A 26,371-nucleotide genomic window follows, 5' to 3' on the forward strand; every position below is an offset into this window, starting at 1 on the left:
GACACTTCCAAATTCTGGAACCAGTCTGAGCTTTTGGGCCATACAGCATGAACGGTTCCGTGACGCCCTCGGTCCCAGAGTTAATTCGCGTCTTTGGCAGGATCGGGTTGCTGTCCTTTGGCGGACCAGCGGCGCAGATATCTCTGATGCATCAGGAACTGGTCGAACGCAGACCATGGCTGGATGAGCAAACCTACCTGCGTGCCTTGTCACTGTGCATGTTGCTGCCGGGTCCAGAAGCCATGCAATTGGCCACTTACGCCGGATGGCGTTTGCGTGGGGTTTCCGGGGGGCTGATCGCTGGCAGCTTGTTTGTCTTGCCCGGCGCAATAGTCATCGCTGTTTTGGTCGCGCTCTACTCTGCGTTTGGAGACCTTCCATTGGTGCAATCGGCCTTCATCGGCGTCAAGGCAACAGTCATCGTGATTGTCTTGCAAGCGCTGCGCAACCTTTCGCGCAAAGCTTTGACGGACAAAGACCACTACGTCGTCGCCGCACTCTCATTCCTTAGCATTTTCCTGCTGAACCTCCCCTTCCCGCTGATCATCTTTGCGGCCGCATTTTGGGGATACGCGACTTTCCGAGGCCCGACGGAACCATATGAGCCGAACCAGCCGTCGCACCTGAAGCCATCCCTGCGAACCATCGCTGTTTGGTTACCTCTTTGGCTTGGTCCCTTGGTTGCATTGACCATAAGCGGACACCAATTGCTGAGCGATTTGGGCTGGTTTTTCGCACGGTTGGCCGTCGTCACATTTGGTGGTGCTTATGCTGTACTCGCCTATATGACCCAGACGGTTGTGGATCAGTATCACTGGATCAGCACTGACCAGATGATCGACGGATTGGGCCTTGCGGAAACCACACCCGGCCCTTTGATTCTGGTCACTCAGTTTGTCGCAATGCTTGCGGGAGAGTTGAGCGGAGGCTTTGGCCTGGCTTTGGCGGCCGGCGCGGTCGCTCTTTGGGCAACTTTTGTGCCGTGCTTCCTGTGGATCTTCCTGGCCGCCCCGTACCTTGACCGGCTGGCTGCGCGACCGCGCCTGTCGGCCGCCCTTCACAGCATCACCGCTGCTGTTGTCGGAGTGATTCTCAACCTTTCCGTGTGGTTTGCCCTGAACGTTCTATTCGAATCAGTTCCCCACATATCCTGGGGCCCACTGGCAATACCCACGCCGCAACTTTCGCAAATGGATTTCACCGCTTTGGGTTTGACTATTCTGGCTGGGGCCTTGATTTTTAGACTGAAATTGGGGATGGGCACCGTGTTGGCCCTGATGTCTGTCGCCGGGCTGGCCGCACACACTATATGATCAATCCGGCCATACCTGCCCTTTCGTTTCCGAACAAAAGCCCTATGCTGGGCATAACCACTTTTGAGGATCACACATGTCGCAAGGCATCGATTACGGCAACCTGATGCACTCCGCCATGCGCGGGCTCATTAAGAAAGTGCTGACGGATGTTTCCGAAACCGGCTTACCCGGAGCGCATCATTTCTTTATCACCTTCGACACGCGCGAGGACGGTGTAGACATCGCTGACTGGTTGCGTGAACGGTATCCGGAAGAAATGACTATCGTCATGCAGCACTGGTTCGAAAACCTTGAAGTCGGCGAATCCGGTTTTGCCATAACCCTGAATTTCGGCGACGCGCCTGAACCGCTGTACATCCCCTATGCCGCGATCAAGACCTTCGTGGATCCGTCTGTTGAATTTGGCCTGCGCTTTGAAAGCCCCGAGGGTGAGTTAGACGATGATCATATCATGGAAGAGTCGATAGAAGTCGAAGAAGAAGAGCCACATCACGACGCAGACGTGGTTTCACTCGACAGCTTCCGGAAATAACCACATCAACCCCGCCGCGCGCGGGGTTATTTCTTTTGCAGAAATGTTTCGACTGACCGGGATTTTACACCGTCTATGAAACGCGAAAAGGACAGGTTCAGCCCGCCTTCTGCAAGCGTTCGATCAAATTGCTGCAGTTCGTACCCGCCATCCTGATCGATGAACAAAGAAAACACGGTCATCGTATCCCCCACGATTCGACCCCAGACAAACGGTTCCCCTTTCATCGGGTCCAACGGCACTTCGTGGCCAAAGACATTGCGCTTCATTGCGGCCGAAAACAAATCCCCGCGGCCCGAGGGCACAAAGTCGATAGAAAACTTCTGTTCCTTGACGCGCCCGTCCAACTTGTAGGTCGTGGTCCGCCAACTGACATTGAACCCATTTTGGGTTTCAACAATGGAAACGCTCATGTCCCGAGGGGTTGAGGTGCCATCAGCATCCACGACGTTAGCAGACCCAATATAATCCCCCACAAAAGGTGCAATGTCCTGAGCCCGTGCAGAATCGCTGAAAACGGACAGCCACAATGCGCAAATGGCAAAGATCGTGACGGCTTTTGCAAGCGCAATACGATGGAAATTTGGCATCTTGTCCTCCACGGCGTTCACCTTCTTATTGTAGCTCACAGAGACCCACGCACAATGGCACTTTCCCCGGCTTTCTTAAGTAAAGTGACGCACCCCGCCACCTATACCTTTGCGACGCCTCTGGCTAAGGTGCGCGCAACTGGCCGATTGCGTCACGGCTTTGCTGCGGCTAAACGGCATACAACTGCATACCAGACGGAGTGACAGATGTCTCAGACCCGCACCGAATCCGACAGCTTTGGCCCGCTTGAGGTTCCTGCCGACAAATATTGGGGCGCGCAGACGCAGCGCTCGATCATGAATTTCCCCATCGGTTGGGAAAAACAGCCCGTCGCCATCGTCCGCGCGCTGGGCGTGATCAAAAAAGCCTGCGCAATGCAGAACAAAGCCACCGGCAAACTGGATGCAAAAATTGCCGACGCGATCATTCAAGCCGCTGGTGAAGTGATCGAGGGCAAGTTTGATGACAACTTCCCACTGGTTGTCTGGCAGACCGGCTCGGGCACGCAGTCAAACATGAACTCGAACGAGGTCATCGCAAACCGCGCCATCGAAATCCTGGGTGGTGTGATTGGTTCAAAAGACCCGGTGCATCCGAACGACCACTGTAACATGGGTCAATCTTCGAACGACACCTTCCCTACCGCCATGCATGTGGCCACCGCGACCAGCGTGCGTGACGTGCTGCTTCCGGGGCTCGAGAAACTTGCCTCGGGGCTGGAACACAAGGCCGAAGAGTTCAAAGACATCATCAAGATCGGTCGGACCCACACGCAGGACGCGACGCCTCTGACGCTGGGACAGGAATTCAGCGGTTACGCCCATCAGATTCGCCAGGGTATTGCCCGTGTTCATGCAGCCATGCCTGGGATTTACGAGCTGGCGCAAGGCGGTACCGCAGTTGGTACAGGGCTTAACACCCAACACGGCTGGGGCGAGGCCGTCGCAGGCCACATGGCTGATATTACCGGCCTGCCTTTCGTCACCGCACCGAACAAGTTCGAGGCACTCGCCGCCCATGACGCGATGGTCTTCCTGTCAGGCGCTTTGGCGACGATTGCGGGCAGTTGCTACAAGATCGCCAACGACATTCGTTTCCTGGGCTCGGGCCCGCGGTCGGGTCTGGGCGAACTGATTCTGCCCGAGAACGAGCCCGGTTCGTCGATCATGCCCGGCAAGGTAAACCCCACACAGGCCGAAGCGTTGACCCAGGTCGCCGCCCACGTGATGGGCAACAACGCCGCGATGACTTTCGCAGGTAGCCAGGGTCATTTCGAGCTGAATGTTTACAACCCGATGATGTCTTACAACCTGCTGCAGTCGATCCAGCTGTTGGGCGATGCTTCTGACAGCTTTACTGAGCGGATGCTGATGGGCATCAAAGCCAACGAACCGCGCATCGACAAGCTGATGAAGGAATCACTGATGTTGGTCACAGCGCTGGCGCCGACTATCGGTTACGACAACGCCACAACAGTTGCCAAGACGGCGCATAAGAATGGCACAACCCTCAAGGAAGAGGCCATCGCGCTGGGCTTTGTGGACGAAGCAACCTTTGACGCCGTCGTCCGCCCCGAGCAGATGATTGGTCCAAAAGACTGATGGGCAAGCCGGTTAACCTGAACCGGTATCGTAAAGAAAAAGCGCGGGCTGAAAAGAAAGCCCGCGCGGATCAGAATGCTGTCGCATTCGGCCGCACCAAGGCCGAGAAAGAAATCGCCAAGTTTGAACAGGACAAGCTGAAGCGTGACCTCGACAAGCGCGAATTAGACGAATGAGCGGCCGCCCAATCAAACGCTCTCTGACTCTCAAGGGGCACCGAACATCCGTGTCGCTTGAAGATGAATTCTGGCGAGCTTTCCGCGACATAGCGGCTGAAAAAAGACTTCCGATCAATGTTTTGGCCGCTGAAATTGATGTTGAGCGCGATCCTGAAACTGGCCTTGCATCGGCCATTCGGGTCTTCATTTTGAAATGGTATCAGAACAAGGTTTGAGGCATATGCCCGGCTTCGCCTTTGGCCATGAAGTTAAAATCTTGCGATGAACAATTGAAGCGCAGCGCCGTAATTGTTTCCCATTTCCCCTGACTCGTTTTCTTGGACCACTCAGTTTTCAGGCGTTGTAGAAAACCACGCCAGATCGTCGCCGTTTCGTTTTTGTATCCAAGTATTCGCAAGGCAGAATAGTCGCGCGTCTCAAGGCTGCAGCATCAAAAGCCATGCCAACAAAACGACGCAACCACCTGATCGCGAAACACAAATACCAGATTCACAGAAAATGTGGTGCCCAAGGAGAGACTCGAACTCTCACGCCCGTGAAGGCGGGGGATTTTGAATCCCCTGCGTCTACCATTCCGCCACTTGGGCCACGGACACTGGATTAGCGCCCAAGCGCAGGAAGGTCCAGAGGCAAAAAACATCCCATATTCCATTTGTTTCAATCTGGGCGGTTGACGGTCCGTCAGGTGCATGGTTTGCCTTCTTGGGGCCGCAAACGGGATTTGAGTACTGTATATGTTACGATCGCTTTATGACTGGACCATTCGTCTGGCCGAACACCCTCATGCCCTGTGGGCCTTGGCCATTGTCGCCTTCATTGAAAGCTCGTTTTTTCCGATTCCCCCTGACGTCCTGATGATCCCGATGATTCTGGCCCGCCCGTCACGCGCCTGGTTGATTGCAACCGTTGCGCTGGTGGCTTCGGTTTTAGGCGGGATGCTGGGTTATGCGATTGGCGCGTTCTTCTATGAAAGCATCGGTCAGCCCATTCTAGAATCCATGGGCAAGGCGCACGCGATGGAAGAATTCAACACCCGATTCAACGATTTCGGGTTCTGGGCTGTGCTGGCCGCGGGTGTGACGCCCTTCCCCTACAAGGTCATCACCATCATGTCCGGCTGGACCGGAATGCCGCTGGGCACGTTCATCGCCACGTCGATTTTGGCGCGCGCCATGCGATTCTTTCTGGTTGCCGGCCTGCTTTGGGGCTTCGGCGAGCCGATCCGGGACTTTATCGAAAAGCGTCTGGGCCTTATGTTCACGCTGTTCATCATCCTTCTTTTTGGCGGGTTCGTGGCGGTTAAATATCTATGACAAAAAAATCCGTACTTGTGGCCCTCGCCACGATTGGCTCAGCAGCCCTGCTTTTGGGCGCGTGGGGATTCCAGTATTTGGGCGGGCTTGCACCCTGCAAAATGTGCATCTGGCAGCGTTACCCCCATGCGGTGGCTGTTGTGATTGGCGTGGCGGCGCTGGCCTTGCCAAGATTTGGTATCCTGCCGCTGCTGGGCGCAGCAGCTGCTGCAACAACGGGTGCCATCGGGGCCTTTCATGCCGGTGTTGAGCAAGGCTGGTGGGAAGGCCCCAGCACATGTACGTCGGGCGATATCAGCGGACTGAGCAACGACGATCTGTTCGATCAGATCATGAACGCGCCACTGGTGCGCTGTGACGAAATCCCGTGGGAGATGCTCGGCATCTCGATGGCAGGCTGGAATGCCATCGCCTCGGCTGTGCTGATGCTGATCTGGATCGCGGCCTGGCGGGCGCGCGCTTAAAACTCGTCCAGTTCCGCATCCCAATACAGAAAGTCGATCCAGCTTTCGTGCAAATGGTTCGGCGGGAATTTCCGCCCGATATTGCGCAGCGCCTCAGCATCAGGTTGACGTGGCGGCTTGCGCAATGTCATCCCCGCCTGACGCAGCGATTTGGACCCTTTACGCAGGTTGCAGGGGCTACAGGCCGCCACCACGTTCTGCCAACTGGTCACGCCGCCTGCCGCGCGCGGCACCACATGGTCAAATGTCAGGTTATCGCGGCTGCCGCAGTACTGGCAGCGGAATTCATCCCGCAAAAATAAATTAAAGCGCGTGAAGGCCACGCGCTTTCTGGGTTTTACATAGTCTTTCAATACAACGACCGAGGGTATTCGGATCTCGGTGCTCGGGCTTCGGACGACCTCGTCATATTCGGCCACGATGTCGACCCGATCCAGCCAAGCCGCTTTGATCGCCTCTTGCCAGGGCCACAAGGACAGCGGGTAGTAGGACAAGGGGCGGTAATCGGCGTTCAAAACCAAGGCCGGGTGTTGTTTGAGCATACCCGGCTCTCTTACAAATTCGGTCCTGAAATCTCCGTCCATCACAGAATCGCTCCTCGCTCTCAGCTGCCCGTTTGTGACACCAGAGCGGGGAGCACCCGCCCCGGCCTTAAGATAACTATATATCGTGTTAAAACTCTGACAAGCCCTGAGTTTCCACAATATGTCGCAGACTGGGTAAGCCGAATCTGTGACAGGTACGTGACACTTATCCACAGCTTGCGTCGGGTGCGTCCTTCGGGCTATGCGCGGGTCATGTCCTCGTTCATTCGCTTCAACAAACCGTATGACGTGCTGCCGCAGTTCACCGACCGCGCCAATGCCGAAAGCCCGCGCAGCACGCTGTCCGATTTCATCGACCTGCCCGGCGTTTATCCCGCTGGTCGTTTGGATCGTGACAGCGAAGGTTTGATGCTGCTGACTGATCACGGAAAACTGCAAGCCCAGATATCTGATCCAAAGCACAAGATGGCAAAGACCTATTGGGTTCAGGTCGAGGGCAACCCTGATGAGGCAGCTTTAAAAGCGTTGCGCAACGGGGTTGAGTTGAAGGATGGTCTGACGCGCCCTGCAAAGGTACGGCAGATTGATGAGCCCGAGGGGCTCTGGCCTCGCATTCCACCTATCCGAGAGCGTAAAAGCGTTCCCGACAGCTGGCTGGAACTGACCATCCGCGAGGGCAAGAACCGGCAGGTGCGGCGGATGACAGCCGCGGTGGATCTGCCGACCCTGCGCCTGATCCGCTATCGCATCGGAGACTGGACCCTGGATGATTTAGAGCCCGGTCAATGGGACAGCCTGCCGATGCCGACGCTGAATGCCGCGCCTCAGCGCAAACGAGACCGTCGCCCGCGCCGGTGACAAAACCTGCCCTGCTCTGCTACACTTGGGGCATGAAACTCACGCCAGATATACCTGCCCCTTCTGCCATACTGGAGGCAGCGCTTTACGCAGACGATCTGGATGCTGCGGAACAGTTTTACGGCGAGATTCTGAATCTTGAGCGGATACAGCGTGTCGATAATCGCCATGTTTTCTTTCGCATTGGCGGGTCGGTCCTGCTGATCTTTAACCCCGACCAAACAGAACAGCCGCCTCTAAACCCTGATATGCCTGTCCCACCTCATGGTGCGCGCGGCCCCGGCCATGTGTGTCTTGTATTGTCACGCGATGAGATTGCGGCCATGCGCAAACACCTGCTGGATTGGAACATCCCCGTGGACGCCGAATTTGACTGGCCCAGCGGTGCACGGTCTTTGTACGTGCGTGACCCGGCTGGAAACTCAGTCGAGTTTGCCGAAGGCCACTTGTGGGACTAGCCCAGTTCAAACCGTTTTGAAATTCTGTTCACGGGCGTGCCGTCGCGCAACGGGACACCATAAGCGACGGAGTAATCCCGGAAACCCATTTTTTCATAATAGCTTAAACCCGGAACATTATCTGCCCGAATCGTCGCGTTTATTGTTCGAAATCCCAGCGAGGCCGCCACTTTAGCCGTTTCATGGAACAGCGCACATCCGGCTCCGCGCAGTGCGGGGATACGCCGTGTAAATGTTGCGATGTCAGCACAATACCCGGGCAACGTGTCATGGGTACCCAACCATTGAAAGCCCGCAACTTCGCCCTGATCATCCAACGCGACATTGCAGCAGATTCTATCTGCGCCCTTCAGATAGCTTTGCGCGAACAACGGTTCCGAAAATGGAACTTCGAACGCCGTTGTGCCTCCGATCTCGATTATCTGGTTGAGGATGCGGCACGACGCGGCCACATCCTCAGGCATCATCGGCCGGACCGCAATCACGCCTACAGACTCAGCTTGTCGCGCATGAAGGCCAGCGCGACACTCAGCCCGTCCGGGGCAATGCCATGGCCGGTACCTTTCATGACATGAGCGTAGACCTCTTTGAAATCGGCAGCCTGCAGGGCTTCGGCGGCCTCGGGCAGCGATTGTGGCGGCACGACATCATCCGCATCTCCATGCACCAGCAGGACCGGCATCCGGCTGACAGTTTCGTCGGGCAAAAGATCAGGTTCCAGCAACCGGCCAGAAAAGGCGACGATGCCCGCAACCGGGTCCTCGCGGCGTGGTGCAACATGCAGGCTCATCATCGTGCCCTGGCTGAAGCCAAACAGCACAACCTGCTCGGGCAGCACATCTTCGTCCACCATTAGGGCGTCCAGAAAAGCGTTGAAGTCTTCAACTGCCATTTCCATGCCACGGCGCGCTTCTTCTTCGGACGAGCCGTCAATCCACGGAATCGGGAACCACTGAAACCCATTTGGCATTCCCGGAATCTGCTCGGGCGCATCAGGGGCCACAAACAGTGTGTCAGGCAGATGCTCGCCCAGCGGATCGGCCAACCCCAACAGGTCAGCGCCATTTGCGCCATAGCCATGCACGAACACCACGACTGATCGCGTGTCACCCGAAACAGGCTCTTTCCTCAGCGCATTCAAAACCCGTGTCATCTGATCCCTTCTCTTTGTTTATCAACCCGGTAATAGGCCCACAGAACCCGCGCCGCAACCGACCGCCAGGGTGACCACGCTTCGGCCAATTGGCGCAGTTCCTTGTCCGTCGGGCGTTTGGGCAGGTCATAGAGGACACGCGCGGCTTCTTGCAGCGCCAGATCGCCGGGTGCGATCACGTCGGCGCGGCCCAGGGAAAACATTGCATAGATCTCGGCCGTCCAGACGCCGATGCCGGACACTTGTGTCAAAGTTTCAACAACCTCGGCGTCAGACGCTTCGCGCAACGATTTGAAGTCAATACGCGCCTCAGCCAGCGCCCTTGCATAGCGGATCTTTTGGCGGCTCAAGCCCGCAGCGCGCAGATCCTCATCCGTGGCCCACATGATCTTGCGCGGACCGGTCAGTTTCGCGTCCTGCAACCTTTTCCAGATCGCACGCGCCGATGCCACGCTGACCTGCTGGCTGACAATTGCACTGAGTAATTGCGCAAAGCCATCCGGACGGCGGCGCAGGGGCAAAGGGCCAGTCTGTTCGATCGCATACGCCATGCGCGGGCAGGCTTGAGCCAACCATTCGGCCCCTTCTGCCACGCAATCGTTGGTTTCGATAATACGACCTTCGGACATGCGACCTCCCTGCTCGGCGTTCATCGGCACGTTAGGCGCATGTGCCGCAGATGCAAGTCGCTTGTGCCCCAAACGCTTAGCCGATAACCATTCGCCCATGACAATGACCTCAACAGCTCCAGATGACCGTCAGGCCAAGCGTAACGTGGCCGTTTTGGTGGCCGCACAGGCCGTTCTGGGCGCACAAATGCCGATGATGTTCATTGTCGGCGGGCTGGCAGGCCAGTCGCTGGCCTCGAACCCGTGCCTTGCGACGTTGCCCATTTCCCTGATTGTTCTGGGATCCATGCTGGCGGCGACGCCGATCTCAGCCATAATGCAGCGCTGGGGCCGGCGCGCGGGGTTCCTTGTCGGTGCAACTGCGGGCGCATTGGGGGGGCTTGTGGGCGCATATGGCCTGTTCCTTGGGTCTTTCCCCGTCTTTCTAGTCGGCAGTCTGCTGACTGGCATCTACATGAGCGCACACGGGTTCTATCGTTTCGCCGCTGCGGACACAGCGTCGGACGCCTATCGCCCCAAGGCTATCTCCTATGTCATGGCCGGTGGCTTGGCTGCGGCGATCATTGGTCCGCAAATCGTGAAACTCACCTCTCAGGCCTATGTCATCCCGTTTCTCGGCACCTATCTGGCTGTGATCGGGATCAACGTTCTGGGCTCTGCCCTGTTCTTCTTTCTCGACATCCCAACGCCGCCAAAACCCACTGAGAACGAACCCAAAGGACGTTCTCGGCTTGAGTTGTTGAAAACGCCGCGTATCGCTGTGGCGATTATCTGTGCGATGGTGTCTTACGCCCTGATGAATCTTGTGATGACCTCGACCCCGCTGGCCGTCGTTGGGTGTGGATTCTCGGCCAACGACGCAGCGGATATCGTTACAAGCCATGTGTTGGCCATGTACATCCCAAGTTTCTTTACCGGTCATCTGATCGCCCGTTTCGGGGTTGAGAAGATCGTGGCGCTGGGCCTTGCCATTTTGGCAAGCGCCGGGGTTGTTGCCTTGCAAGGGGTTGAACTTGGGAACTTCTTCCTCGCGCTGGTTCTTCTGGGCGTCGGTTGGAACTTTGGCTTCATCGGCGCAACCACGATGCTGGCAGACTCGCATGACCCGCAAGAGCGTGGCCGGATGCAGGGCCTGAACGACCTGCTGGTTTTCGGAGGTGTCACATTGGCTTCGCTGGCCTCAGGCGGGTTGATGAACTGCTCGGGCGGCTCTGCGATCGAAGGCTGGACGGCCGTGAATCTGGCTATGGTGCCACTTCTCACGCTGGCGGGCGGCGCGTTGCTGTGGCTGGTGCTGCGTCCCGCCGACCCGGAACGGGCCTGATCACCAGCGCCCGCTGCTGACCGTCCACATCAGGGACAAGCGTTGCCGCATTTCGCCCGGTATCAAAGTGCCAGACGCAACACGCTCAGGCCGCGCAGCAGCTTGTTTCAACACCCAGCCCGCCAGCGACCCTGCGGTCAGTGCTGGACGGGCTTCGGCAGAAATCGCAGCCGGGTTTGCTCTGGCCTTGTTCAATCGCTCCAGCGCAGTTTGTGCAAGGGCACGCACCCCATCAGGAGTGCCATCCAACAAGGGAACTCGCCCCCTGTTTTCCAGTTCGGGGATCGCGCGAAGCCAGTTTGCAACACCGACCGCATAACCAAAGTCGCGCAGAACATCTTCATCCGCCACCCCCAGCGTCTGAGCGGAAGCCAAAAACAAAGACCCTGAACTGTGGTTGATATAGGCATCAAAGTGTCCCTGATCTTCAAACGGATCACGGTATATATCCCAACGCCTTACGGCCACGTATTCATCCAAGACGCCAGCCAGATGCGGCGACAGCACACGAGACAAAGGTGTTACAACTTCATGCCGTCGAACGGTGGTACCTTCGGCAATTTCCTGTAGGGCATCGCGCCACCATTGCAGCCGCATCTCGGCTATCATCGGTTCCTGTGTGACCCAGGGCGCGCGCGCCACTTCGACATTCAGCGCATAAATCGGGAACAGAAGGGCGCGGGCCGCCACTGGGGCTGCCATTGCGGCACGGAATCGGTCAGGATCAGCCCGTTGTACCAGCGCGGCACAGGCTTTGACGTCGTCGTCAAAGACCACGCTCACTCAGCCGCTGCCTTCTGCGGGTCGCAATCACGCACTAGTTTCCACTGGATCGCATCCAGCAAAGCTTCGAACGATGCGTCGACTATGTTCGCGCTGACGCCCACAGTGGACCAGCGCCGACCCTGCCCGTCTTCGCTGTCGATGATGACGCGCGTAACCGCTTCGGTCCCGCCTTGTGTGATCCGCACCTTGAAGTCGACCAGCCGCATATCTGACAGCACTTGCGAATACCGCCCCAAATCCTTGGCCAAGGCTTTAGACAGGGCGTTCACCGGGCCCCGGTCGCTGCCAGAGTCATCCATGGATTCGCTGACGGACAGTTTCTTTTCGCCATCCACTTTCACAACAACAACGGCTTCGGACAGACTGACCATCTTGTTGTACTTGTTCTTCCGCCGTTCAACCGTGACCTTGTAGCGTTTGACTTCAAAGAACTCGGGAAGTTGCCCCAGTTCGTCCCGCGCCAGAAGTTCGAAACTGGCTTGTGCGGTGTCATAGGAATACCCATCCGCCTCGCGCGTTTTGATCCGTTCAAGGATCCGACCGAGCGCGGGATCACCCGCCTCAACACTCAGCCCGGCTTCGGTCAGACGTTTGCGCAGGTTCGACTGCCCGGCCTGGTTCGACATCGGAATGATGCGTGAGTTGCCCACACTTGCAGGCTCAACATGTTCGTAGGTCGACGGATCCTTGAGGATCGCACTGGCATGTAGCCCCGCCTTGTGCGCGAATGCCGAGGCCCCCACATAGGCCGCCTGTTTGCTGGGAACCCGGTTCAGAACGTCATCCAGCATCCGGCTGATGCGGGTCAACCCTGCCAGAGCATCCAGACTAACTCCGGTCTCAAACTGAGAAGCATAGGGTTCCTTCAGCAGCAGCGTCGGAATCAAAGCCGTCAGGTTGGCATTGCCACAACGCTCTCCCAAGCCGTTCAGCGTACCCTGAATTTGCCGCGCGCCTGCTTCGACCGCAGAAAGGGAACAAGCCACCGCGTTCTCAGTATCGTTATGGGTGTGAATACCCAACCGATCACCGGGCAGCCCTGCCGAGATCACTTCTGACACAATCCGTCCGACTTCGGACGGCAAAGCACCACCATTGGTGTCGCACAGCACCACCCACCGCGCGCCCGCGTCCAGCGCGGCGCGACAAACCGCGACCGCATAATCAGGATTGTCCTTGTAGCCATCAAAGAAATGCTCGGCATCGAACAGCGCTTCGCGACCCTGTGCCACTATATGTGCAACCGAGGCGCGGACGTTCTCGACATTGTCCTCAAGCGAGATCCCCAACGCATGGGTCACGTGATAATCGTGCGATTTGCCCACCAGACAAACGGCCTGCGTACCCGCATTCATCACGGCCGCAAGCACATCGTCATTCTCAGCCGAGCGCCCTGCCCGCTTGGTCATACCAAACGCCGTCAAACGGGCCGAGGTCTTAGGCGCAGCCTCGAAAAACGCGCTGTCGGTTGGGTTAGCACCGGGCCAGCCACCTTCGATGTAATCCACACCCAAAGCGTCCAACGCCTGCGCGATTTGCACCTTTTCGGCGGTCGAGAACTGAACGCCCTGCGTTTGTTGCCCATCGCGCAGGGTGGTGTCGTAAAGGTAGAAGCGTTCTTTGGTCATCAAACCTCCTCCAGTTTGGAGGCATCGAACCCCGCACCGGGCACCAGTTCCACACCTTCCTTGCTCATGCGTACTTCAAGCCCTGCGGCAACATATGCGGCCTTGAGGCGGTCAACTTCCGAGAAATCCTTGTTCTGCATGGCTGACGCCCGTGCATTCGCCAAACGGTCCGCATGAGCAGTCAGGTCAACAGATGCCGTGTCCGCCCAGGCGCCCATCTCTGGCAGCAACAGCCCCAGCAACTGCGCGCTCGCCAACAGACCCGCTGCGTCACCGTCCGAGGCAAGACGGTACAGCTCGGTCATGGCACCTGCTGTGTTCAGATCATCGCTCAGCGCTGCGATCACCTCAGGTGCCGCGCTGGCGGCGGGCTCGACGCCCGCTGTCAGCGCCCGCCACTTGCGCAACGTCGTTTCGGCTTCTCGCGCCTTTTTCTCGGTCCAGTCCATCGGCTTGCGGTAATGGGTCTGCAGGAACACAAGCCGGATCACCTCACCCGGCACGCCTTGCTCCAACAGATCGTGCACTGTGAAGAAATTGCCCAGAGATTTGGACATTTTCTTACCTTCGACCTGCAGCATCTCATTGTGCAACCAGTATCGCGCGAACTCACCTTCCGGGTGCGCGCAGCAGCTCTGGGCGATCTCGTTTTCGTGGTGCGGGAACATCAGGTCGTTGCCGCCGCCGTGAATGTCAAAGCTCTCGCCCAGCAACTCATAGCTCATGGCCGAGCATTCGATATGCCAGCCCGGACGCCCCCGCCCCCACGGGCTGTCCCAACCCGGCAGTTCGTCGGTCGAGGGTTTCCACAACACAAAATCCATCGGGTTCTTCTTGTAGGGCGCCACCTCGACCCGCGCGCCTGCGATCATGTCATCGACCGAACGGCCCGACAGCTTGCCATAGCCTTCTTTCCAACTGTCGACAGCAAACAGGGCATGGCCTTCGGCGGCATAGGCATGGCCCTTTGCGATCAGACCCTCAATCATCACAATCATCTGGTCTATGTATTGGGTCGCACGCGGCATCTCGTTGGGTTCAAGAGTTCCCAAAGCACCCATGTCGTGCAGATACCAGCCGATGGTCTCATCGGAACGCTCCTGCACCAGTTGCTCTAACGAGCCTTCCGCGCCCGCCTGTTTACGCGCCAGCGCGGTGGCGTTGATCTTGTCGTCCACGTCAGTGAAATTGCGCACATAGGTCACGTGATCCGTGCCATAAACATGGCGCAGCAGACGATACAGCACGTCAAACACCACCACCGGGCGGGCGTTACCCAGATGCGCGCGGTCATAGACCGTCGGACCACAGACATACATCCGCACATTTTCAGGGTCGATCGGCACGAAGTCTTCCTTCGTCCGCGTCCGCGTGTTGTGCAGCTTGATCGTCGTCATCGGTCGGGCTCCTCAGAAACAGCATGTGCTTGCGCGTTGGCGCGGGCTTAGCAACTTGTCTCAGGGATGAAAACGAAAGAAACCGGCCCGCTTGATAAATCAGCAGGTAATGCAGCAGATAATGATGCAGGTCACCGGGTTCATGTGCATCGGTTAGCACGGGATCAGGTCCAAGCCAAGCATTGAGTTTGCGCACCCCCTCGGGCACAGTCCCCGATATGGACCGCGACTACATCAACTCCATTTGCCAAGAGTTCCCGGGGGCCGAGCTTTCTGACCCATGGGGCGGCGGCCATGATGCATGGAAAGTCGGTGGCAAGATGTTCGCCTGTATTGGCATCGCAAATGATGGGGTGTCCGTGAAAACACCGGACGTGGAAACGGCTCAGATGGTCATCGACGCTGGTGTCGGCGTAAAAGCCCCATATTTCCACCGCAGTTGGGTCCGCCTTCCGTTCGATGCAGAGGCTGAGGAACTGCGGCATCGACTGACCGTTTCTTACGACCTTGTCCGCGCATCGCTAACAAAAAAGCTGCAGGCGACCTTGCCGCCGCGAAGCTGATTGACAAAGGCGTGCCGCTCTGCCCCATTCAGCGAAAGGCAATCCGGGAGCGGTCCAATGAACCTGTCAAAACGCATCACGCAGATCACCGGCGGTGGCAGCGACGGCTGGGACGTGTTTTATCGCGCCCGAAGGATGCTGAGCGAAGGTCAGGCCGTCACCGAGTTGACGATTGGCGAACATGACATTCGGACCGATCCATCGATCCTACATGCGATGGATCTTTCTGCCCGTGAAGGGCACACCGGCTATGCCATGGTGCCCGGCACGGATCTTTTACGCGATACGGTCGCTGCACGTGTGCAAACGCATACGGGTGTACCCACAACGCGCAACAATGTTCTGATCACCCCCGGTGGGCAATCAGCCTTGTTTGCAGCCCATATGGCTGTCTGTGATCCGGGCGATGTAGGCCTGTTCCTCGATCCCTACTACGCCACGTACCCGGGCACGATTCGCGGGGTCGGAGCGGTTGCCCGCGCGGTTCAGACCGCGGCAGAAGATGCCTTTCAACCCAGCGCCGAAAGGATTGATTCTGCCGCTGACGGTGCCGTTTCGCTTTTGATCAATACACCCAACAATCCGACCGGAGTTGTCTATTCCCGTCAGTCACTTGAAGCAGTCGCAGAAGTTTGCCAACGGCGTGGACTTTGGCTGATTTCAGATGAGGTCTATGACACGCAAGTCTGGGAAGGCGAACACCTGTCGCCGCGCGCGTTACCCGGCATGAAGGAACGGACGCTGGTTGTAGGGTCCATGTCCAAATCTCATGCCATGACGGGGTCGCGTTGTGGCTGGATCGTCGGTCCAGAAGAAGTCATCACCCATCTGATCAACCTGGCCACCCACACGACCTACGGCGTGCCGGGCTTCATTCAGGACGCGTCGAGTTTTGCGCTGACCGCAGGGTCCGAGTTGGAGGAGAAGATCGCCGCCCCGTTCCGCCGACGGCGGTCGATGGCGATGAAGATACTTCAGACGCAGGACACCGTTGGCCTGGTGCCGGCGCAAGGTGCGATGTACCTGATGCTGGACGTGCGCAAGACCGGATTGTCAGGGGAAGGGTTTGCCAACGCTCTGCTCGATTCGCACGCCATTGCCGTCATGCCGGGCGAAAGCTTTGGGGCGGCCGCCGCTGGGCACATTCGGGTGGCCATGACGGTTGATGATGATCGTTTTGCGAGTGCCCTGAGAACGCTATGTTCATTTGCCGAACAGCTCGCAAAGCGCCACGCAGCTGAATAGAGTTCAAAAGCGGAACGTGGTGCGCAGGTTGAAAACGTTGGAATCCAGACGGCCATTGGACCGGGTGACATCGTCGAAATCCTGACGCAGCGCCTCGCCGCTGATAACAAAATTCTCGCCGATCGGATAGGCAACGCCAATGCCGTAAACGGCTGCGGTGTCGTTATCGACCGAGGTTTCGGCGCGCGCCGCGCCGACAACCACATACCCAAGAGCGCTGCCGAAATCGTATCCACCGCGCAGCTTCAGACGAGTCATGCTGTCCAGGCTACCCTGGGTTGACCCTAAATCCAGAGAGAGGCGGTTGTATTCAAACTCGCCCCCCAGCACAAAGTTGCCAAAGTCCTGATCATACCCGATATGCGCCCCAAAAACGGTATCGTCACCGCTGGCACCCCCCGGTCCGTCCGCATCTGCATATCCAAAGCTAAGGCCGACATACCCACCTGTCCAATCCTCGGCCGATACCGGGCTTGCGCTTGCGATGAAGGTCGCAGCAAACAGGACAGAAAGAGGTTTTGCACACGGGTTCAAAGCTATGTCGCTCTTGTTTCGATCCAAAGACGCAAACGAATTCTAATCTGTGATCCACTCCTTCAGAATTCAATTTCAGGAGCGTAACGCTCAAAAGTAAGTGAATGCAGTATAACAGAATTCTTCCAAAACGGGAGAAAATCTAACCAACACTCTTCCACTCGGCAGATTACCGGCACAATCGTCAGCAAATTCCAACAAAGGTCGTAAACAGGACAGATTGTGTCGCAGCATTTTGGAAAGCATTGAGAAGTTGTTGAGAGGCCACATGACAGATCACGATTGGAAGATCAGCCTGATTAGCCGCACCATCGGTGCGGATCGTGGCCGTGCCGCGCGGGGGCGACCGTAAGGGGGATTACCCTCACCCCAACGCATCACACAACGACCGGATTTTGAAATGAACGACCAATCCCGCAACACTTCACGCAGCGGTGGCCGCGCTGCACGCCGTGCCGCCCGAGCCTCAGCCCTGCCTGACCATTTGCGCCCTATACGCTCTGGAATGGAAGGCGGCGTTCTGAATGTTCTGACGCAGGCACAGATTGAACGCATTCATGAGGCCGCCCTGACCGCGCTTGAAACCATTGGGCTGGCGGATGCCCCGCAAAGCGGCATCGACTACCTTGTGGGCGCCGGCTGCACCCTTGGCGACGACGGACGCATCCGGTTTCCGCGTGCGCTGGTCGAAGATACAATCGCCAAAGCAAACCGCTCGGTCACACTCTACAGTCGCGACGGGAAAACCGATCTCGAGCTGATGGGAACCAAGGTTCATTACGGCACTGCGGGCGCTGCCGTGTCTATGGTCGACGTACACGGACGGGAATACCGCGATTCAACTGTGCAGGACCTGCACGATGCCGCGCGAATCTGTCAACAACTTGATAACATTCACTTTGTTCAGCGCCCTATGGTCTGCCGCGACATCGCGGACAATCTGGAAATGGACCTGAACACGATCTACGCCAGCTGTTCCGGCACTTTCAAACACATCGGAACCTCGTTCACGGAACCCAGCCACGTCGCGCCCGCGATGGAGATGATCTATATGATCGCGGGTGGTGAGGATAAGTACCGCGAGCGGCCTTTTGTATCGAATTCGAACTGCTTTGTGGTTCCGCCAATGAAATTCGCAACGGAAAGCTGCGAAGTGATGGAGGAATGCATCAAGGCCGGAATGCCTGTTCTGCTGCTCTCGGCTGGGATGGCCGGTGCCACCGCGCCCTCGACAATAGCCGGAGCTATCACTCAGGCAACCGCCGAATGCCTTGCTGGTTTGGTTTACGTAAACGCCGTAAGTCCCGGAGCACCAGCCGTTTTTGGCACTTGGCCCTTTGGTCTGGACCTACGGACAGGCGCGATGTCCATCGGGTCTGGAGAACAGGCCCTTCTGACGGCTGGATGCGCACAGATGCACCGGTTCTACGACCTGCCCGGCGGTGCGGCCGCAGGGGCATCGGATTCGAAACTTCCCGACATGCAGGCCGGTTGGGAACAGATGTGTTCAAACGTGATGGCGGGTCTGTCCGGTCTGAACATGGTGTACGAAGCGGCGGGCATGCACGCCTCGTTGCTGGGTTTCTGTTTCGAAAGCCTGATCCTCAGTGATGATCTGATCGGTCAGGCCCAACGCTGTGTACGCGGGATCGAGGTGACAGATGATACCCTCGCGCTAGACCAGATGGCCGAGGTCTGCATAGGCGGTCCCGGTCACTATCTTGGAACGGAAGCTACGCTCAGCCGGATGCAAGCTGACTATGTCTACCCGGTTTTCGGCGACCGGTCTTCGCCAAAAGAATGGGTTGAACTGGGCAAACCGGATCTGATCGACAAAGCCATAGCCCGAAAAGAAGAAATTCTATCCGCGCCATCCGAGGCCAGATTCGATCCGATGCTGGACATGGAATTGCGCGAAAAGTTCAAAATTCACCTGCCCGGATAACAGGAAAAAAGGCGGCCCGATGATGATCGGGCCGCCCTTACGTTTATCCGTCACTTGGCGGAAGCAAACCAGCCTCTTGGGCAACGGCCACTTCATCTGCGTCCAACGCGCCGTCGCCATTTGCATCCATGGCCGAGAAGGTGTCGGCATCCACGCTTGGTGCTACCACCTGCACTTCTTCAATCGTCAGAACGCCATCACCATTGGCATCTGCCGTCGATTGCGCCGAAACGAGTCCCGGCAAGGTCAAAGCAGCGATGGAAATCCCAATCAAATACTGCGGTTTCATTTTGGTGCCTCCTGATAGGTTGATTATCTTTCGTCCGGACAGGCCCCAGAAACACCGCAACACCTCAGCGCGTCACCCGTATTACGCGAAAGCTGGGGATTCGCGCCAATCCTTGCGTGTTTAGCCGAGTCGGGCGCGCAACGCGCCGCCGGGCAAAATTTCGCCTGACCCGTTTCGGCAGGTCTTGCCCGACGGATCCTAGGTAATCCGGCAGAACCACGCTTACGCAAGCAGCCCGGTACAAAAAGAAAGGGGGCCGAAGCCCCCTGTCAGTTTCGCCTTCCAGGCTCATGTCGTTGACCGCCCGGTGTTTTTTTGCCTGCGGCCTGGACTGCGCATGGGGCGAGCGCACCCGCCCCGTGAAAGAGTGGGAGGGAGCAAATATTCCGCCCCACCCTGTTCCCGGCCAACACGGGCATGTCGGCCGAGTGGAAAAAGGCAAACTTGGTAAGTCTCAGTGCCTTTCTCCGTATTCGTCGGGGTCGGTAACCAAGGGCAGCGTCCGACCCCTACGCCCCGGGGTGCCGGGGCGTTAAGCCTTAGCTACACCCGCTTGTCGCGCCGCAGGTGTTGCATTTCATGCAGGTACCGTTGCGCACCAGCGTGTAGTTTCCGCATTCACCGCACGGATCACCCTCATAGCCTTGCATCTTTGCTTTGGTGCGGGCGTCCATGCCGGTTGCCACTGCAGTTTCAGCCGCAGCTGCTTCGAATGCAGCCGCTGTTTCAGCCATCCCGTTCAGCTCAGCCTGACCTGCATTGAACACAGCCAGATCCTGAGGCAGACGCTTGCGCAAATAACCGGTCGAGCTGATTTGTTTCAGCACTTCCAATGACTTGGACGCAGCACTTTCACTGATCTCAGAGATGTTGGAAACACCTTCTTCTTCGCCTCGACCCAGATCGTCAAAGGTCGCGCCTTCGGGTTTCACATGCGCCAGATCGGTGCGGTCCAGGTAGGACACGGCCAATTCGCGGAAGATGTAATCCAGGATCGATGTTGCGTTCTTGATCGAGTCGTTGCCCTGCACCATCCCTGCCGGTTCGAACTTGGTGAAGGTGAAGGCATCGACAAACTCTTCCAGCGGCACGCCGTATTGCAGACCGACCGACACGGCGATGGCGAAGTTATTCATCATCGCACGGAAGCCAGCACCTTCCTTGTGCATATCGATGAAGATCTCACCCAACTTGCCGTCTTCGAACTCACCGGTGCGCAAGTAAACCTTATGGCCGCCCACGATCGCCTTTTGGGTATAGCCCTTGCGGCGATGCGGCAGTTTCTCGCGGTGGCTGCGGATCATTTCCTTGACCACGACCTTCTCGATCACTTTCTCGGCCAGAACGACAGCTTTTTCCTGCGTCGAACCGCTTTCCAGCACTTCAGCCGCCTCGTCGTCATCCTCGACCAGCGCCGCGGCGAGAGGCTGCGACAGTTTCGAGCCGTCACGATAGAGTGCGTTGGCTTTCACACCCAGAGACCAGCTGAGCTCGTATGCCTTCTGGCAGTCCTCGATGGTCGCATCATTCGGCATGTTGATCGTCTTCGAGATCGCGCCCGAGATGAAGCTTTGCGCCGCCGCCATCATCGTGATGTGACTATCAACCCCAAGGAAACGCTTGCCTTTCTTGCCGCAGGGGTTGGCGCAGTCGAAGATCGAATAGTGCTCTTCCTTCAGATGCGGCGCGCCCTCCAGTGTCATCGTCCCGCAGACGTGGTCGTTCGCTGCGTCGATATCCGCGCGGGTAAAGCCCAGATGGCGCAGCAGATCAAAAGTCGGGTCATTCAGCTTGGTCGCCGGGATGCCCAGAACGCCGGTGCAGAAATCCTCGCCCAGTGTCCATTGGTTAAAGACAAAGCGGATGTCAAAGGCGCTTTCCAGTGCAGCATCCACTTTGGCCAGTTCATTGGGGCCAAAGCCGTGACCGGTCAGCGAGGTGTGGTTAATCCCCGGCGCGTTGCCGATGGTACCGTGACCAACCGCGTAGCTGACGATTTCTTCGATCTGAGACGAGGAATAGCCCAGCTTCTCCAGCGCCGACGGAACCGAGCGGTTGATAATCTTGAAGTACCCGCCACCAGCAAGCTTCTTGAACTTGACCAGAGCAAAGTCCGGCTCGATCCCGGTGGTGTCACAGTCCATCACCAGACCGATGGTGCCGGTTGGTGCAATCACAGTAGCCTGCGCGTTGCGATAGCCGTTTTTCTCACCCAGGCTCAACGCCTCGTCCCAAGCGGACATGGCCAGATCGATCAGACGCTTGTCCGGGCAGTTGCCGTGGTCCAGAGGCACCGGCTTGACCGCCAGTTTCTCATACCCGTCGGTCACGCCTTGCGACGCACGGCGGTGGTTGCGAATGACGCGCAACATGTGATCAGCGTTGCGCTCGTAACCTTTGAAGGCGCCCAGTTCTCCGGCGATCTCAGCCGAAGTTGCATAGGCCACACCAGTCATGATCGCAGTCAGTGCGCCACAGATGGCCCGGCCCTCGTCCGAGTCGTAGCTGTAGCCCATGTTCATCAGCAGACCGCCGATATTGGCATAGCCCAGACCCAAGGTGCGGAAGTCATAGGACAGTTGCGCAATCTCTTTCGACGGGAACTGCGCCATTGTTACCGAGATTTCCAGCGTCAGGGTCCATAGGCGCGAGGCGTGCATATAGTCCGCCGCCTGGAACTCACCATCCTTGAGGAAGGTCAGCAAGTTCATCGACGCCAGGTTACAGGCCGTGTCATCAAGGAACATGTACTCCGAGCACGGGTTCGAGCCACGAATCTCGCCGTCCTCAGGGCATGTGTGCCATTCGTTTACTGTGTCGTGAAACTGGATGCCCGGATCGGCGCATGCCCATGCGGCGTGACCGACCTTTTCCCACAGGTCGCGCGCCTTGACGGTGCGGGCGACCTTGCCGTCGGTGCGGTTGATCAGTTCCCAATCGGCGTCCTTTTCGACAGCGGTCAGGAACGCATTGGTGACGCGGATCGAGTTATTCGAGTTCTGGCCTGAAACCGAGCTGTAGGCTTCCGAATCCCAGTCCGTATCGTAGGTCGGGAATTCGATGCTGTCATGGCCCTGCTTGGCATAATCCAGAACGCGTTTGATGTAAGTCTCTGGGATCGCTACTTTTTTCGCTTCCCGCACTGCCTTTTTCAACGCGTCGTTCGCGTTTGGATCATAAGCATCATCTGCAGAGCCGTCCCACGAACGAATGGCCTCGAAAATGCCGTTCAGCATCTTTTCGTGCATCTTCGATCCGGCAACGATCGAGGCCACTTTCTGCTCTTCGATCACCTTCCATTCGATGAATTGCTCGATGTCCGGGTGATCCGCATCGACGATCACCATCTTTGCTGCTCGACGGGTTGTCCCGCCTGATTTGATCGCGCCAGCCGCGCGGTCGCCGATCTTGAGAAAGCCCATTAGGCCCGAAGATTTGCCGCCGCCCGACAGCGCCTCGCCCTCTGCGCGCAGATGGCTGAAGTTGGTCCCGGTACCCGAGCCGTATTTAAACAGGCGCGCCTCGCGCACCCACAGATCCATGATGCCGCCTTCGTTCACCAGATCATCATCAACGGACTGGATGAAACACGCGTGTGGCTGCGGATGCTCGTACGCGGATTTCGATTTGGTCAGCTTGCCGGTTTTGTAATCGACATAGTGGTGCCCCTGCGCCGGTCCGTCGATTCCATAGGCCCAATGCAGACCTGTGTTGAACCACTGAGGGCTGTTCGGTGCGGCGCGCTGGGTCGCCAGCATATAGCGCATCTCATCAAAATAGGCACGCGCGTCTTCTTCATCCGAGAAGTATCCGCCCTTCCAGCCCCAATAGGCCCATGCGCCCGCCAGACGATCGAACACCTGCTTGGACGAGGTTTCTCCGTCAAATTCAGCGCCTTCGGCAGGGACCGAACGCCACAGGAATTCTGGAACGTCTTTTTCTTTGACCTTCTTCAGCTTGCTGGGAACACCTGCCTTGCGGAAGTATTTCTGAGCGATCACGTCGCTTGCCACCTGCGACCAGCTTGCGGGTACTTCAATGTTATCCAGGCGGAACACAATCGTTCCATCCGGGTTACGGATTTCAGACGTTGCAGACACGAAATCAAGGTCCGAGTAGGCATCCTGATCTGGTTTGGTGAATTTTCTGTCAATCTTCATGTCCGCAGCCCTGGTTAAATTCCGCCCAATTTTCAGTTCCCGGCACCAAATGTTGTGTTGCAGGGTGCCGCCCACAACGCCCAGAGTTTTACGGACAAGGGCGTCCTTCGCTGTCAAAGACAGCGGAAAAACCGCAAAAACGGCGCACTTAAATTAGATGTGCTTTCCGACCCTCGCCTGCTGCCTCTTCCGGCTTCAACACCAGATATTGTGGCAATCTCTTCGGCTCATACAATTTGGCGTATGAACACATATAAGGTCAACGCCCTTTTTCCGCCTTTTTTGAAATCTTTTTTGTTGACCTGACGACGTTTCAGGAGTGTGACCCAACGGTGCGCGATTCCTCCACAGGATCATCCACGGCAAATTTTCGCCGAAACCACAAAGTCTCAAATCGAATTCCCGTTTTTACCAGCATAGTTATCTGCATTTGATCAACCAATGCGACAACGTCTAGGCTGATCGGGAATCATCTGGTTCTGTTCTGAGGCGTTCGAATTTGATCGCGGCCCGTTCGTTCAATTGTGAAAAGGTCCAAAGGTATGAAGCTGTTCACCTTTATCCCGTTCTTGGCCTGTATCGTGGCCTGCGCACCACAAGATGTGCCCGATGCGTCACGCAGCGCCCAGTTCGAAACGTATCCGCAAAGACTGTTTGATATTTTTGAGACCAGTTGTTCCGGCCCGGGGGAATCTTTTGAAAGAACCAGCGGCCAAACATTTGAATGCCGCGAGTTTCTGCCCGCAGAGGCATCCGCCTATTTGATTCTGAATTACGGCGGCAATCCTCAGGACCTGCCACAAAGCGTTATGCGCCTGACATCAAGCAAGAACGCTGACGGTTACCGCATAGATGCAAACGTGTTCTTCAAAGTCCCGCAGAGAACCGGTTCTGTGGTCGAAGTGCCATTGGACAGCGCCGAGCTGGATCAGTCGATCAGCCGGCTGTTCCAAGCAATGGGCGGATCGCCCTCATGATTGAGTGGAAGTGGTCGGGGCGGCAGGATTCGAACCTACGACCCCCTGTACCCAAAACAGGTGCGCTACCAGACTGCGCCACGCCCCGGACCGTGCGCCTTCCTAACGATGCCAATCTGATTTGAAAAGCCCTAACAGGGCCAAATTGCAGGACCTGACGAAAAAATTTCGTGCTGCATCTGTGTGCCGGGCGTAATGGAATAGCGCGCCGACAATCCGGCGTTGATTTCCAGCACTGCAAAAACGGAATCTCCGCCTTCGATTGGGGTCAGATCGCCAGGAATCGCCCCCTCATGCACGTGCGTTACCAAGCCGGTGCGATCCAGAAAAATCATGTCCAGGGGAATCAAAGTGTTCTTCATCCAGAACGCGACACGTTGAGGCGGGTCAAACACAAACAGCATTCCGGATCGATTCGGGAGCGTTTCGCGAAACATCAACCCTTGGGAGCGTTCCTGAGGTGTGACGGCAAGTTCGACGTCAAAACGCACCGTTGCGTTGTCATTTCGCAAGGTAACACGATCAGCGCTGCACGCTGCAAACGCCCCACCCGTCCAAAGCACTAGGAACAGGGGCAGAAGCGTCAGAAACCGTTTCATGAAAACGTCAGCCGTCCAGTGCGGCTTCCCAGGCCAACACCTGAGCCGCCATCCGGCCCCGTTTGCCATCGATCACACGCATTGCCAGCGCTTCGCCCGGTTGCAGATCAGCAAGACCGGAACGGCGCAGCACTTCGATATGAAGAAAAACGTCTTCGCCACGGCCAAAGACGTTGGCAAAACCAAAGCCTTTACCCTTGTCGAACCACTTTACGCGCGCGGCTTCCAATGGTGCCTCGGCGATCGTCACGGGATCCAACTCGGCAAAATCGGCCAGCATCATCGAGTCGGTCCGCGCCGGTGGATCAATCGCCACCACTTCGACGGCCTGAACGCCCCGATCCGTGCGGTGCGTCATAATCTCGATCCCTGCGCCATCTGCGACCGAGCTCTGGCCAAAGTTACGCAAGACGTTCACGTGCAACAGGATATCCGGGCCGCCATCGTCGGACACAACAAATCCGTACCCCTTGGCAGGGTCGAACCATTTCACGTGTCCACGAACGCGATACATGTTGTTCATATCTTCTGGCACGGTATTCCCATCGCGAGTTTTAGCCGTTCGTTAAGGGTTTGTTGTTTATGGGAATGACAGGTAAATTCAAGCCGAAAAAATTGTTTATTTTCTGCCTGTTGCATTTCACGACACGTGAACGTCATGGATTCAACCTTTCCACATGCCATGCCAATCCCGGCTCTGCGCGTTTCCATCTGAACCGATCATGTAGACGGAATGCCCCGTCGGCCCAGAATTCAATTTCAGTTGGCGTCAATCTATACCCGCCCCAAAACGGTGGGCGGGGGGGATTCGGACCCAGCTTAGCAGTCACCTTGGCCACCTCAGCCATCAAGGCTGTACGGCTTGATAGGGGTTGAGATTGCTTCGACGCCCAGGCCCCCAAACGGCTCTTCAGCGACCTCGATGCGTAATATTCATCCGCCTGAGGCCCATTTTCGCGGGTGATTGTACCACGAACACGCAATTGTCGCCGCAAAGATTTCCAATGCATGACAAATGCAGCTTTTTCGGCTGCATCCAGTTCGGCCGCTTTTGCGCTTTCGTAGTTCGTATAGAACACAAACGAATCTGCTTCGATCTCCTTCAGCAGCACCATACGCGCATTTGGCATTCCATCTGGGTCGACGGTCGCCAGCGCAATCGCATTCGGGTCATTTAATTCTGTCTTTTCAGCCTCACTCAACCACCGACCCGCTATTTCAAACGGATCGGAGCCAGCAAAGATGCCATCACGCTCGGTCATTTCCATCCCCTGGAAAGTGTTAA

General features: G+C 57.1%; 28 protein-coding genes and 2 tRNA genes. 14 read left to right on the forward strand and 16 right to left on the reverse strand.

Features of this window, described 5'->3' with window-relative positions:
- Positions 1-47 precede the first annotated feature (47 nt).
- Entirely contained in the window at positions 48-1,313 is a 1,266-nt protein-coding gene (gene chrA / locus GS636_RS02120) for a chromate efflux transporter (protein WP_171668282.1), read from the forward strand.
- A gap of 76 nt (positions 1,314-1,389) precedes the next feature.
- Positions 1,390-1,848 (forward strand): SspB family protein, encoded by a 459-nt coding sequence (locus GS636_RS02125; RefSeq protein WP_171090189.1) that lies wholly within the window; start codon positions 1,390-1,392, stop codon positions 1,846-1,848.
- A 26-nt stretch (positions 1,849-1,874) separates the two neighbouring features.
- Here GS636_RS02125 and GS636_RS02130 read toward each other — a convergent pair whose 3' ends face one another.
- Complete coding sequence (locus tag GS636_RS02130; protein ID WP_171090191.1) at positions 1,875-2,438, reverse strand: hypothetical protein; 564 nt, start codon at positions 2,436-2,438, stop codon at positions 1,875-1,877.
- Between the two features lie 207 nt (positions 2,439-2,645).
- On the opposite strand from GS636_RS02130, the gene fumC reads away from it, so the two are divergent.
- The 3 genes from fumC to GS636_RS02145 are packed head-to-tail and all read left to right on the forward strand — an operon-like array spanning position 2,646 to position 4,434.
- Positions 2,646-4,040, forward strand: a complete 1,395-nt coding sequence (gene fumC, locus GS636_RS02135) for a class II fumarate hydratase (protein WP_171183327.1) — start codon at positions 2,646-2,648, stop codon at positions 4,038-4,040.
- Positions 4,040-4,216, forward strand: coding sequence for a DUF4169 family protein (locus GS636_RS02140; RefSeq protein ID WP_171090194.1), 177 nt, complete (start codon positions 4,040-4,042; stop codon positions 4,214-4,216). The genes fumC and GS636_RS02140 overlap by 1 nt, the downstream gene beginning before the upstream one ends.
- Positions 4,213-4,434, forward strand: coding sequence for a ribbon-helix-helix domain-containing protein (locus GS636_RS02145; protein WP_171668283.1), 222 nt, complete (start codon positions 4,213-4,215; stop codon positions 4,432-4,434). Before GS636_RS02140 ends, GS636_RS02145 begins: the two co-directional genes overlap by 4 nt.
- A 286-nt stretch (positions 4,435-4,720) precedes the next feature.
- Here GS636_RS02145 and GS636_RS02150 read toward each other — a convergent pair.
- A tRNA-Leu gene (locus GS636_RS02150) sits at positions 4,721-4,806 on the reverse strand.
- Positions 4,807-4,953: 147 nt separating this feature from the next.
- Here GS636_RS02150 and GS636_RS02155 point away from each other — a divergent pair.
- Positions 4,954-5,532: a YqaA family protein gene (locus GS636_RS02155; protein ID WP_171090199.1), complete on the forward strand. Its 579-nt coding sequence runs from the start codon at positions 4,954-4,956 to the stop codon at positions 5,530-5,532.
- Positions 5,529-5,996 (forward strand): disulfide bond formation protein B, encoded by a 468-nt coding sequence (locus tag GS636_RS02160; protein ID WP_171668284.1) that lies wholly within the window; start codon positions 5,529-5,531, stop codon positions 5,994-5,996. Before GS636_RS02155 ends, GS636_RS02160 begins: the two co-directional genes overlap by 4 nt.
- Here GS636_RS02160 and GS636_RS02165 read toward each other — a convergent pair.
- A complete protein-coding gene (locus GS636_RS02165) occupies positions 5,993-6,580 on the reverse strand; it encodes an HNH endonuclease (protein WP_171090203.1) in 588 nt (195 codons plus the stop codon). The two genes, GS636_RS02160 and GS636_RS02165, sit on opposite strands and share 4 nt — an antisense overlap.
- Positions 6,581-6,793: 213 nt before the next feature.
- Between GS636_RS02165 and GS636_RS02170 the strand changes: the two genes are divergently transcribed.
- On the forward strand, positions 6,794-7,399 hold the full coding sequence (locus tag GS636_RS02170; protein ID WP_171668315.1) for an rRNA large subunit pseudouridine synthase E: 606 nt from the start codon (positions 6,794-6,796) through the stop codon (positions 7,397-7,399).
- A 32-nt stretch (positions 7,400-7,431) separates the two neighbouring features.
- Positions 7,432-7,857, forward strand: a complete 426-nt coding sequence (locus GS636_RS02175) for a VOC family protein (RefSeq protein WP_171090205.1) — start codon at positions 7,432-7,434, stop codon at positions 7,855-7,857.
- On the opposite strand, the gene GS636_RS02180 is transcribed toward GS636_RS02175, so the two are convergent.
- From GS636_RS02180 to GS636_RS02190, 3 genes are read right to left on the reverse strand one after another with little or no spacing between them, the layout of a single operon-like run.
- Positions 7,854-8,342, reverse strand: coding sequence for an N-acetyltransferase family protein (locus GS636_RS02180; protein WP_371808681.1), 489 nt, complete (start codon positions 8,340-8,342; stop codon positions 7,854-7,856). The genes GS636_RS02175 and GS636_RS02180 overlap by 4 nt on opposite strands.
- 2 nt (positions 8,343-8,344) lie before the next feature.
- Positions 8,345-9,010, reverse strand: a complete 666-nt coding sequence (locus GS636_RS02185; RefSeq protein ID WP_171183335.1) for an alpha/beta hydrolase — start codon at positions 9,008-9,010, stop codon at positions 8,345-8,347.
- Positions 9,007-9,639 carry a DNA-3-methyladenine glycosylase gene (locus tag GS636_RS02190; protein ID WP_171668317.1) on the reverse strand — a complete coding sequence of 211 codons (633 nt, stop codon included), beginning with the start codon at positions 9,637-9,639 and terminating at the stop codon, positions 9,007-9,009. Before GS636_RS02190 ends, GS636_RS02185 begins: the two co-directional genes overlap by 4 nt.
- A gap of 97 nt (positions 9,640-9,736) precedes the next feature.
- Here GS636_RS02190 and GS636_RS02195 point away from each other — a divergent pair, with 97 nt between their 5' ends.
- Entirely contained in the window at positions 9,737-10,963 is a 1,227-nt protein-coding gene (locus GS636_RS02195) for an MFS transporter (RefSeq protein WP_171090209.1), read from the forward strand.
- On the opposite strand, the gene GS636_RS02200 is transcribed toward GS636_RS02195, so the two are convergent.
- Genes GS636_RS02200 through cysS form a run of 3 tightly spaced genes read right to left on the reverse strand, consistent with a single transcriptional unit; the run spans position 10,964 to position 14,774 of the window.
- Entirely contained in the window at positions 10,964-11,740 is a 777-nt protein-coding gene (locus GS636_RS02200; protein WP_171668318.1) for a squalene/phytoene synthase family protein, read from the reverse strand.
- A gap of 2 nt (positions 11,741-11,742) precedes the next feature.
- Positions 11,743-13,377, reverse strand: coding sequence for a citramalate synthase (gene cimA / locus GS636_RS02205; protein ID WP_171668285.1), 1,635 nt, complete (start codon positions 13,375-13,377; stop codon positions 11,743-11,745).
- Entirely contained in the window at positions 13,377-14,774 is a 1,398-nt protein-coding gene (gene cysS, locus GS636_RS02210) for a cysteine--tRNA ligase (RefSeq protein ID WP_171668286.1), read from the reverse strand. The genes cimA and cysS overlap by 1 nt, the downstream gene beginning before the upstream one ends.
- A gap of 218 nt (positions 14,775-14,992) precedes the next feature.
- Here cysS and GS636_RS02215 point away from each other — a divergent pair, with 218 nt between their 5' ends.
- Together GS636_RS02215 and GS636_RS02220 are read left to right on the forward strand one after the other, a co-directional pair.
- Positions 14,993-15,337, forward strand: a complete 345-nt coding sequence (locus GS636_RS02215; protein ID WP_171183643.1) for an MmcQ/YjbR family DNA-binding protein — start codon at positions 14,993-14,995, stop codon at positions 15,335-15,337.
- A gap of 57 nt (positions 15,338-15,394) precedes the next feature.
- Positions 15,395-16,582, forward strand: coding sequence for a pyridoxal phosphate-dependent aminotransferase (locus GS636_RS02220; protein ID WP_171668287.1), 1,188 nt, complete (start codon positions 15,395-15,397; stop codon positions 16,580-16,582).
- 3 nt (positions 16,583-16,585) lie between these two features.
- Here the strand turns inward: GS636_RS02220 and GS636_RS02225 are convergent, their stop codons facing one another.
- A complete protein-coding gene (locus tag GS636_RS02225) occupies positions 16,586-17,116 on the reverse strand; it encodes an outer membrane protein (protein ID WP_253284711.1) in 531 nt (176 codons plus the stop codon).
- A gap of 400 nt (positions 17,117-17,516) precedes the next feature.
- Here GS636_RS02225 and GS636_RS02230 point away from each other — a divergent pair, with 400 nt between their 5' ends.
- Positions 17,517-19,061, forward strand: coding sequence for a trimethylamine methyltransferase family protein (locus GS636_RS02230; protein ID WP_171668288.1), 1,545 nt, complete (start codon positions 17,517-17,519; stop codon positions 19,059-19,061).
- Between the two features lie 43 nt (positions 19,062-19,104).
- Here GS636_RS02230 and GS636_RS02235 read toward each other — a convergent pair whose 3' ends face one another.
- Positions 19,105-19,350, reverse strand: coding sequence for a hypothetical protein (locus GS636_RS02235; protein ID WP_171090220.1), 246 nt, complete (start codon positions 19,348-19,350; stop codon positions 19,105-19,107).
- A 539-nt stretch (positions 19,351-19,889) separates the two neighbouring features.
- A complete protein-coding gene (locus GS636_RS02240) occupies positions 19,890-23,510 on the reverse strand; it encodes a vitamin B12-dependent ribonucleotide reductase (RefSeq protein ID WP_171668289.1) in 3,621 nt (1,206 codons plus the stop codon).
- A gap of 542 nt (positions 23,511-24,052) precedes the next feature.
- On the opposite strand from GS636_RS02240, the gene GS636_RS02245 reads away from it, so the two are divergent.
- Positions 24,053-24,487, forward strand: a complete 435-nt coding sequence (locus GS636_RS02245; protein ID WP_171668290.1) for a hypothetical protein — start codon at positions 24,053-24,055, stop codon at positions 24,485-24,487.
- An 11-nt stretch (positions 24,488-24,498) separates the two neighbouring features.
- On the opposite strand, the gene GS636_RS02250 is transcribed toward GS636_RS02245, so the two are convergent.
- From GS636_RS02250 to pdxH, 4 genes are all read right to left on the reverse strand, one after another.
- Positions 24,499-24,575, reverse strand: a tRNA-Pro gene (locus GS636_RS02250).
- Positions 24,576-24,618: 43 nt separating this feature from the next.
- Entirely contained in the window at positions 24,619-25,086 is a 468-nt protein-coding gene (locus tag GS636_RS02255; RefSeq protein WP_171090225.1) for a DUF192 domain-containing protein, read from the reverse strand.
- A 7-nt stretch (positions 25,087-25,093) separates the two neighbouring features.
- Positions 25,094-25,600 (reverse strand): cold-shock protein, encoded by a 507-nt coding sequence (locus tag GS636_RS02260; protein ID WP_174825370.1) that lies wholly within the window; start codon positions 25,598-25,600, stop codon positions 25,094-25,096.
- Between the two features lie 142 nt (positions 25,601-25,742).
- Positions 25,743-26,348, reverse strand: coding sequence for a pyridoxamine 5'-phosphate oxidase (gene pdxH, locus GS636_RS02265; protein WP_171668291.1), 606 nt, complete (start codon positions 26,346-26,348; stop codon positions 25,743-25,745).
- Positions 26,349-26,371 lie beyond the last annotated feature (23 nt).

Source organism: Ruegeria sp. HKCCD4884 (genome assembly GCF_013110855.1).
Taxonomy (GTDB): domain Bacteria; phylum Pseudomonadota; class Alphaproteobacteria; order Rhodobacterales; family Rhodobacteraceae; genus Ruegeria.

Excerpts from the sequence above, each read along its gene's own strand:
- chrA (WP_171668282.1), top strand. The coding sequence starts at position 48 with ATGAACGGTTCCGTGACGCCCTCGGTCCCAGAGTTAATTCGCGTCTTT.
- GS636_RS02125 (WP_171090189.1), top strand. The coding sequence starts at position 1,390 with ATGTCGCAAGGCATCGATTACGGCAACCTGATGCACTCCGCCATGCGC.
- GS636_RS02130 (WP_171090191.1), bottom strand. The coding sequence starts at position 2,438 with ATGCCAAATTTCCATCGTATTGCGCTTGCAAAAGCCGTCACGATCTTT.
- fumC (WP_171183327.1), top strand. The coding sequence starts at position 2,646 with ATGTCTCAGACCCGCACCGAATCCGACAGCTTTGGCCCGCTTGAGGTT.
- GS636_RS02140 (WP_171090194.1), top strand. The coding sequence starts at position 4,040 with ATGGGCAAGCCGGTTAACCTGAACCGGTATCGTAAAGAAAAAGCGCGG.
- GS636_RS02145 (WP_171668283.1), top strand. The coding sequence starts at position 4,213 with ATGAGCGGCCGCCCAATCAAACGCTCTCTGACTCTCAAGGGGCACCGA.
- GS636_RS02155 (WP_171090199.1), top strand. The coding sequence starts at position 4,954 with ATGTTACGATCGCTTTATGACTGGACCATTCGTCTGGCCGAACACCCT.
- GS636_RS02160 (WP_171668284.1), top strand. The coding sequence starts at position 5,529 with ATGACAAAAAAATCCGTACTTGTGGCCCTCGCCACGATTGGCTCAGCA.
- GS636_RS02165 (WP_171090203.1), bottom strand. The coding sequence starts at position 6,580 with ATGGACGGAGATTTCAGGACCGAATTTGTAAGAGAGCCGGGTATGCTC.
- GS636_RS02170 (WP_171668315.1), top strand. The coding sequence starts at position 6,794 with ATGTCCTCGTTCATTCGCTTCAACAAACCGTATGACGTGCTGCCGCAG.
- GS636_RS02175 (WP_171090205.1), top strand. The coding sequence starts at position 7,432 with ATGAAACTCACGCCAGATATACCTGCCCCTTCTGCCATACTGGAGGCA.
- GS636_RS02185 (WP_171183335.1), bottom strand. The coding sequence starts at position 9,010 with ATGACACGGGTTTTGAATGCGCTGAGGAAAGAGCCTGTTTCGGGTGAC.
- GS636_RS02190 (WP_171668317.1), bottom strand. The coding sequence starts at position 9,639 with ATGTCCGAAGGTCGTATTATCGAAACCAACGATTGCGTGGCAGAAGGG.
- GS636_RS02195 (WP_171090209.1), top strand. The coding sequence starts at position 9,737 with ATGACAATGACCTCAACAGCTCCAGATGACCGTCAGGCCAAGCGTAAC.
- cimA (WP_171668285.1), bottom strand. The coding sequence starts at position 13,377 with ATGACCAAAGAACGCTTCTACCTTTACGACACCACCCTGCGCGATGGG.
- cysS (WP_171668286.1), bottom strand. The coding sequence starts at position 14,774 with ATGACGACGATCAAGCTGCACAACACGCGGACGCGGACGAAGGAAGAC.
- GS636_RS02215 (WP_171183643.1), top strand. The coding sequence starts at position 14,993 with ATGGACCGCGACTACATCAACTCCATTTGCCAAGAGTTCCCGGGGGCC.
- GS636_RS02220 (WP_171668287.1), top strand. The coding sequence starts at position 15,395 with ATGAACCTGTCAAAACGCATCACGCAGATCACCGGCGGTGGCAGCGAC.
- GS636_RS02230 (WP_171668288.1), top strand. The coding sequence starts at position 17,517 with ATGAACGACCAATCCCGCAACACTTCACGCAGCGGTGGCCGCGCTGCA.
- GS636_RS02235 (WP_171090220.1), bottom strand. The coding sequence starts at position 19,350 with ATGAAACCGCAGTATTTGATTGGGATTTCCATCGCTGCTTTGACCTTG.
- GS636_RS02240 (WP_171668289.1), bottom strand. The coding sequence starts at position 23,510 with ATGAAGATTGACAGAAAATTCACCAAACCAGATCAGGATGCCTACTCG.
- GS636_RS02245 (WP_171668290.1), top strand. The coding sequence starts at position 24,053 with ATGAAGCTGTTCACCTTTATCCCGTTCTTGGCCTGTATCGTGGCCTGC.
- GS636_RS02255 (WP_171090225.1), bottom strand. The coding sequence starts at position 25,086 with ATGAAACGGTTTCTGACGCTTCTGCCCCTGTTCCTAGTGCTTTGGACG.
- GS636_RS02260 (WP_174825370.1), bottom strand. The coding sequence starts at position 25,600 with ATGTATCGCGTTCGTGGACACGTGAAATGGTTCGACCCTGCCAAGGGG.
- pdxH (WP_171668291.1), bottom strand. The coding sequence starts at position 26,348 with ATGACCGAGCGTGATGGCATCTTTGCTGGCTCCGATCCGTTTGAAATA.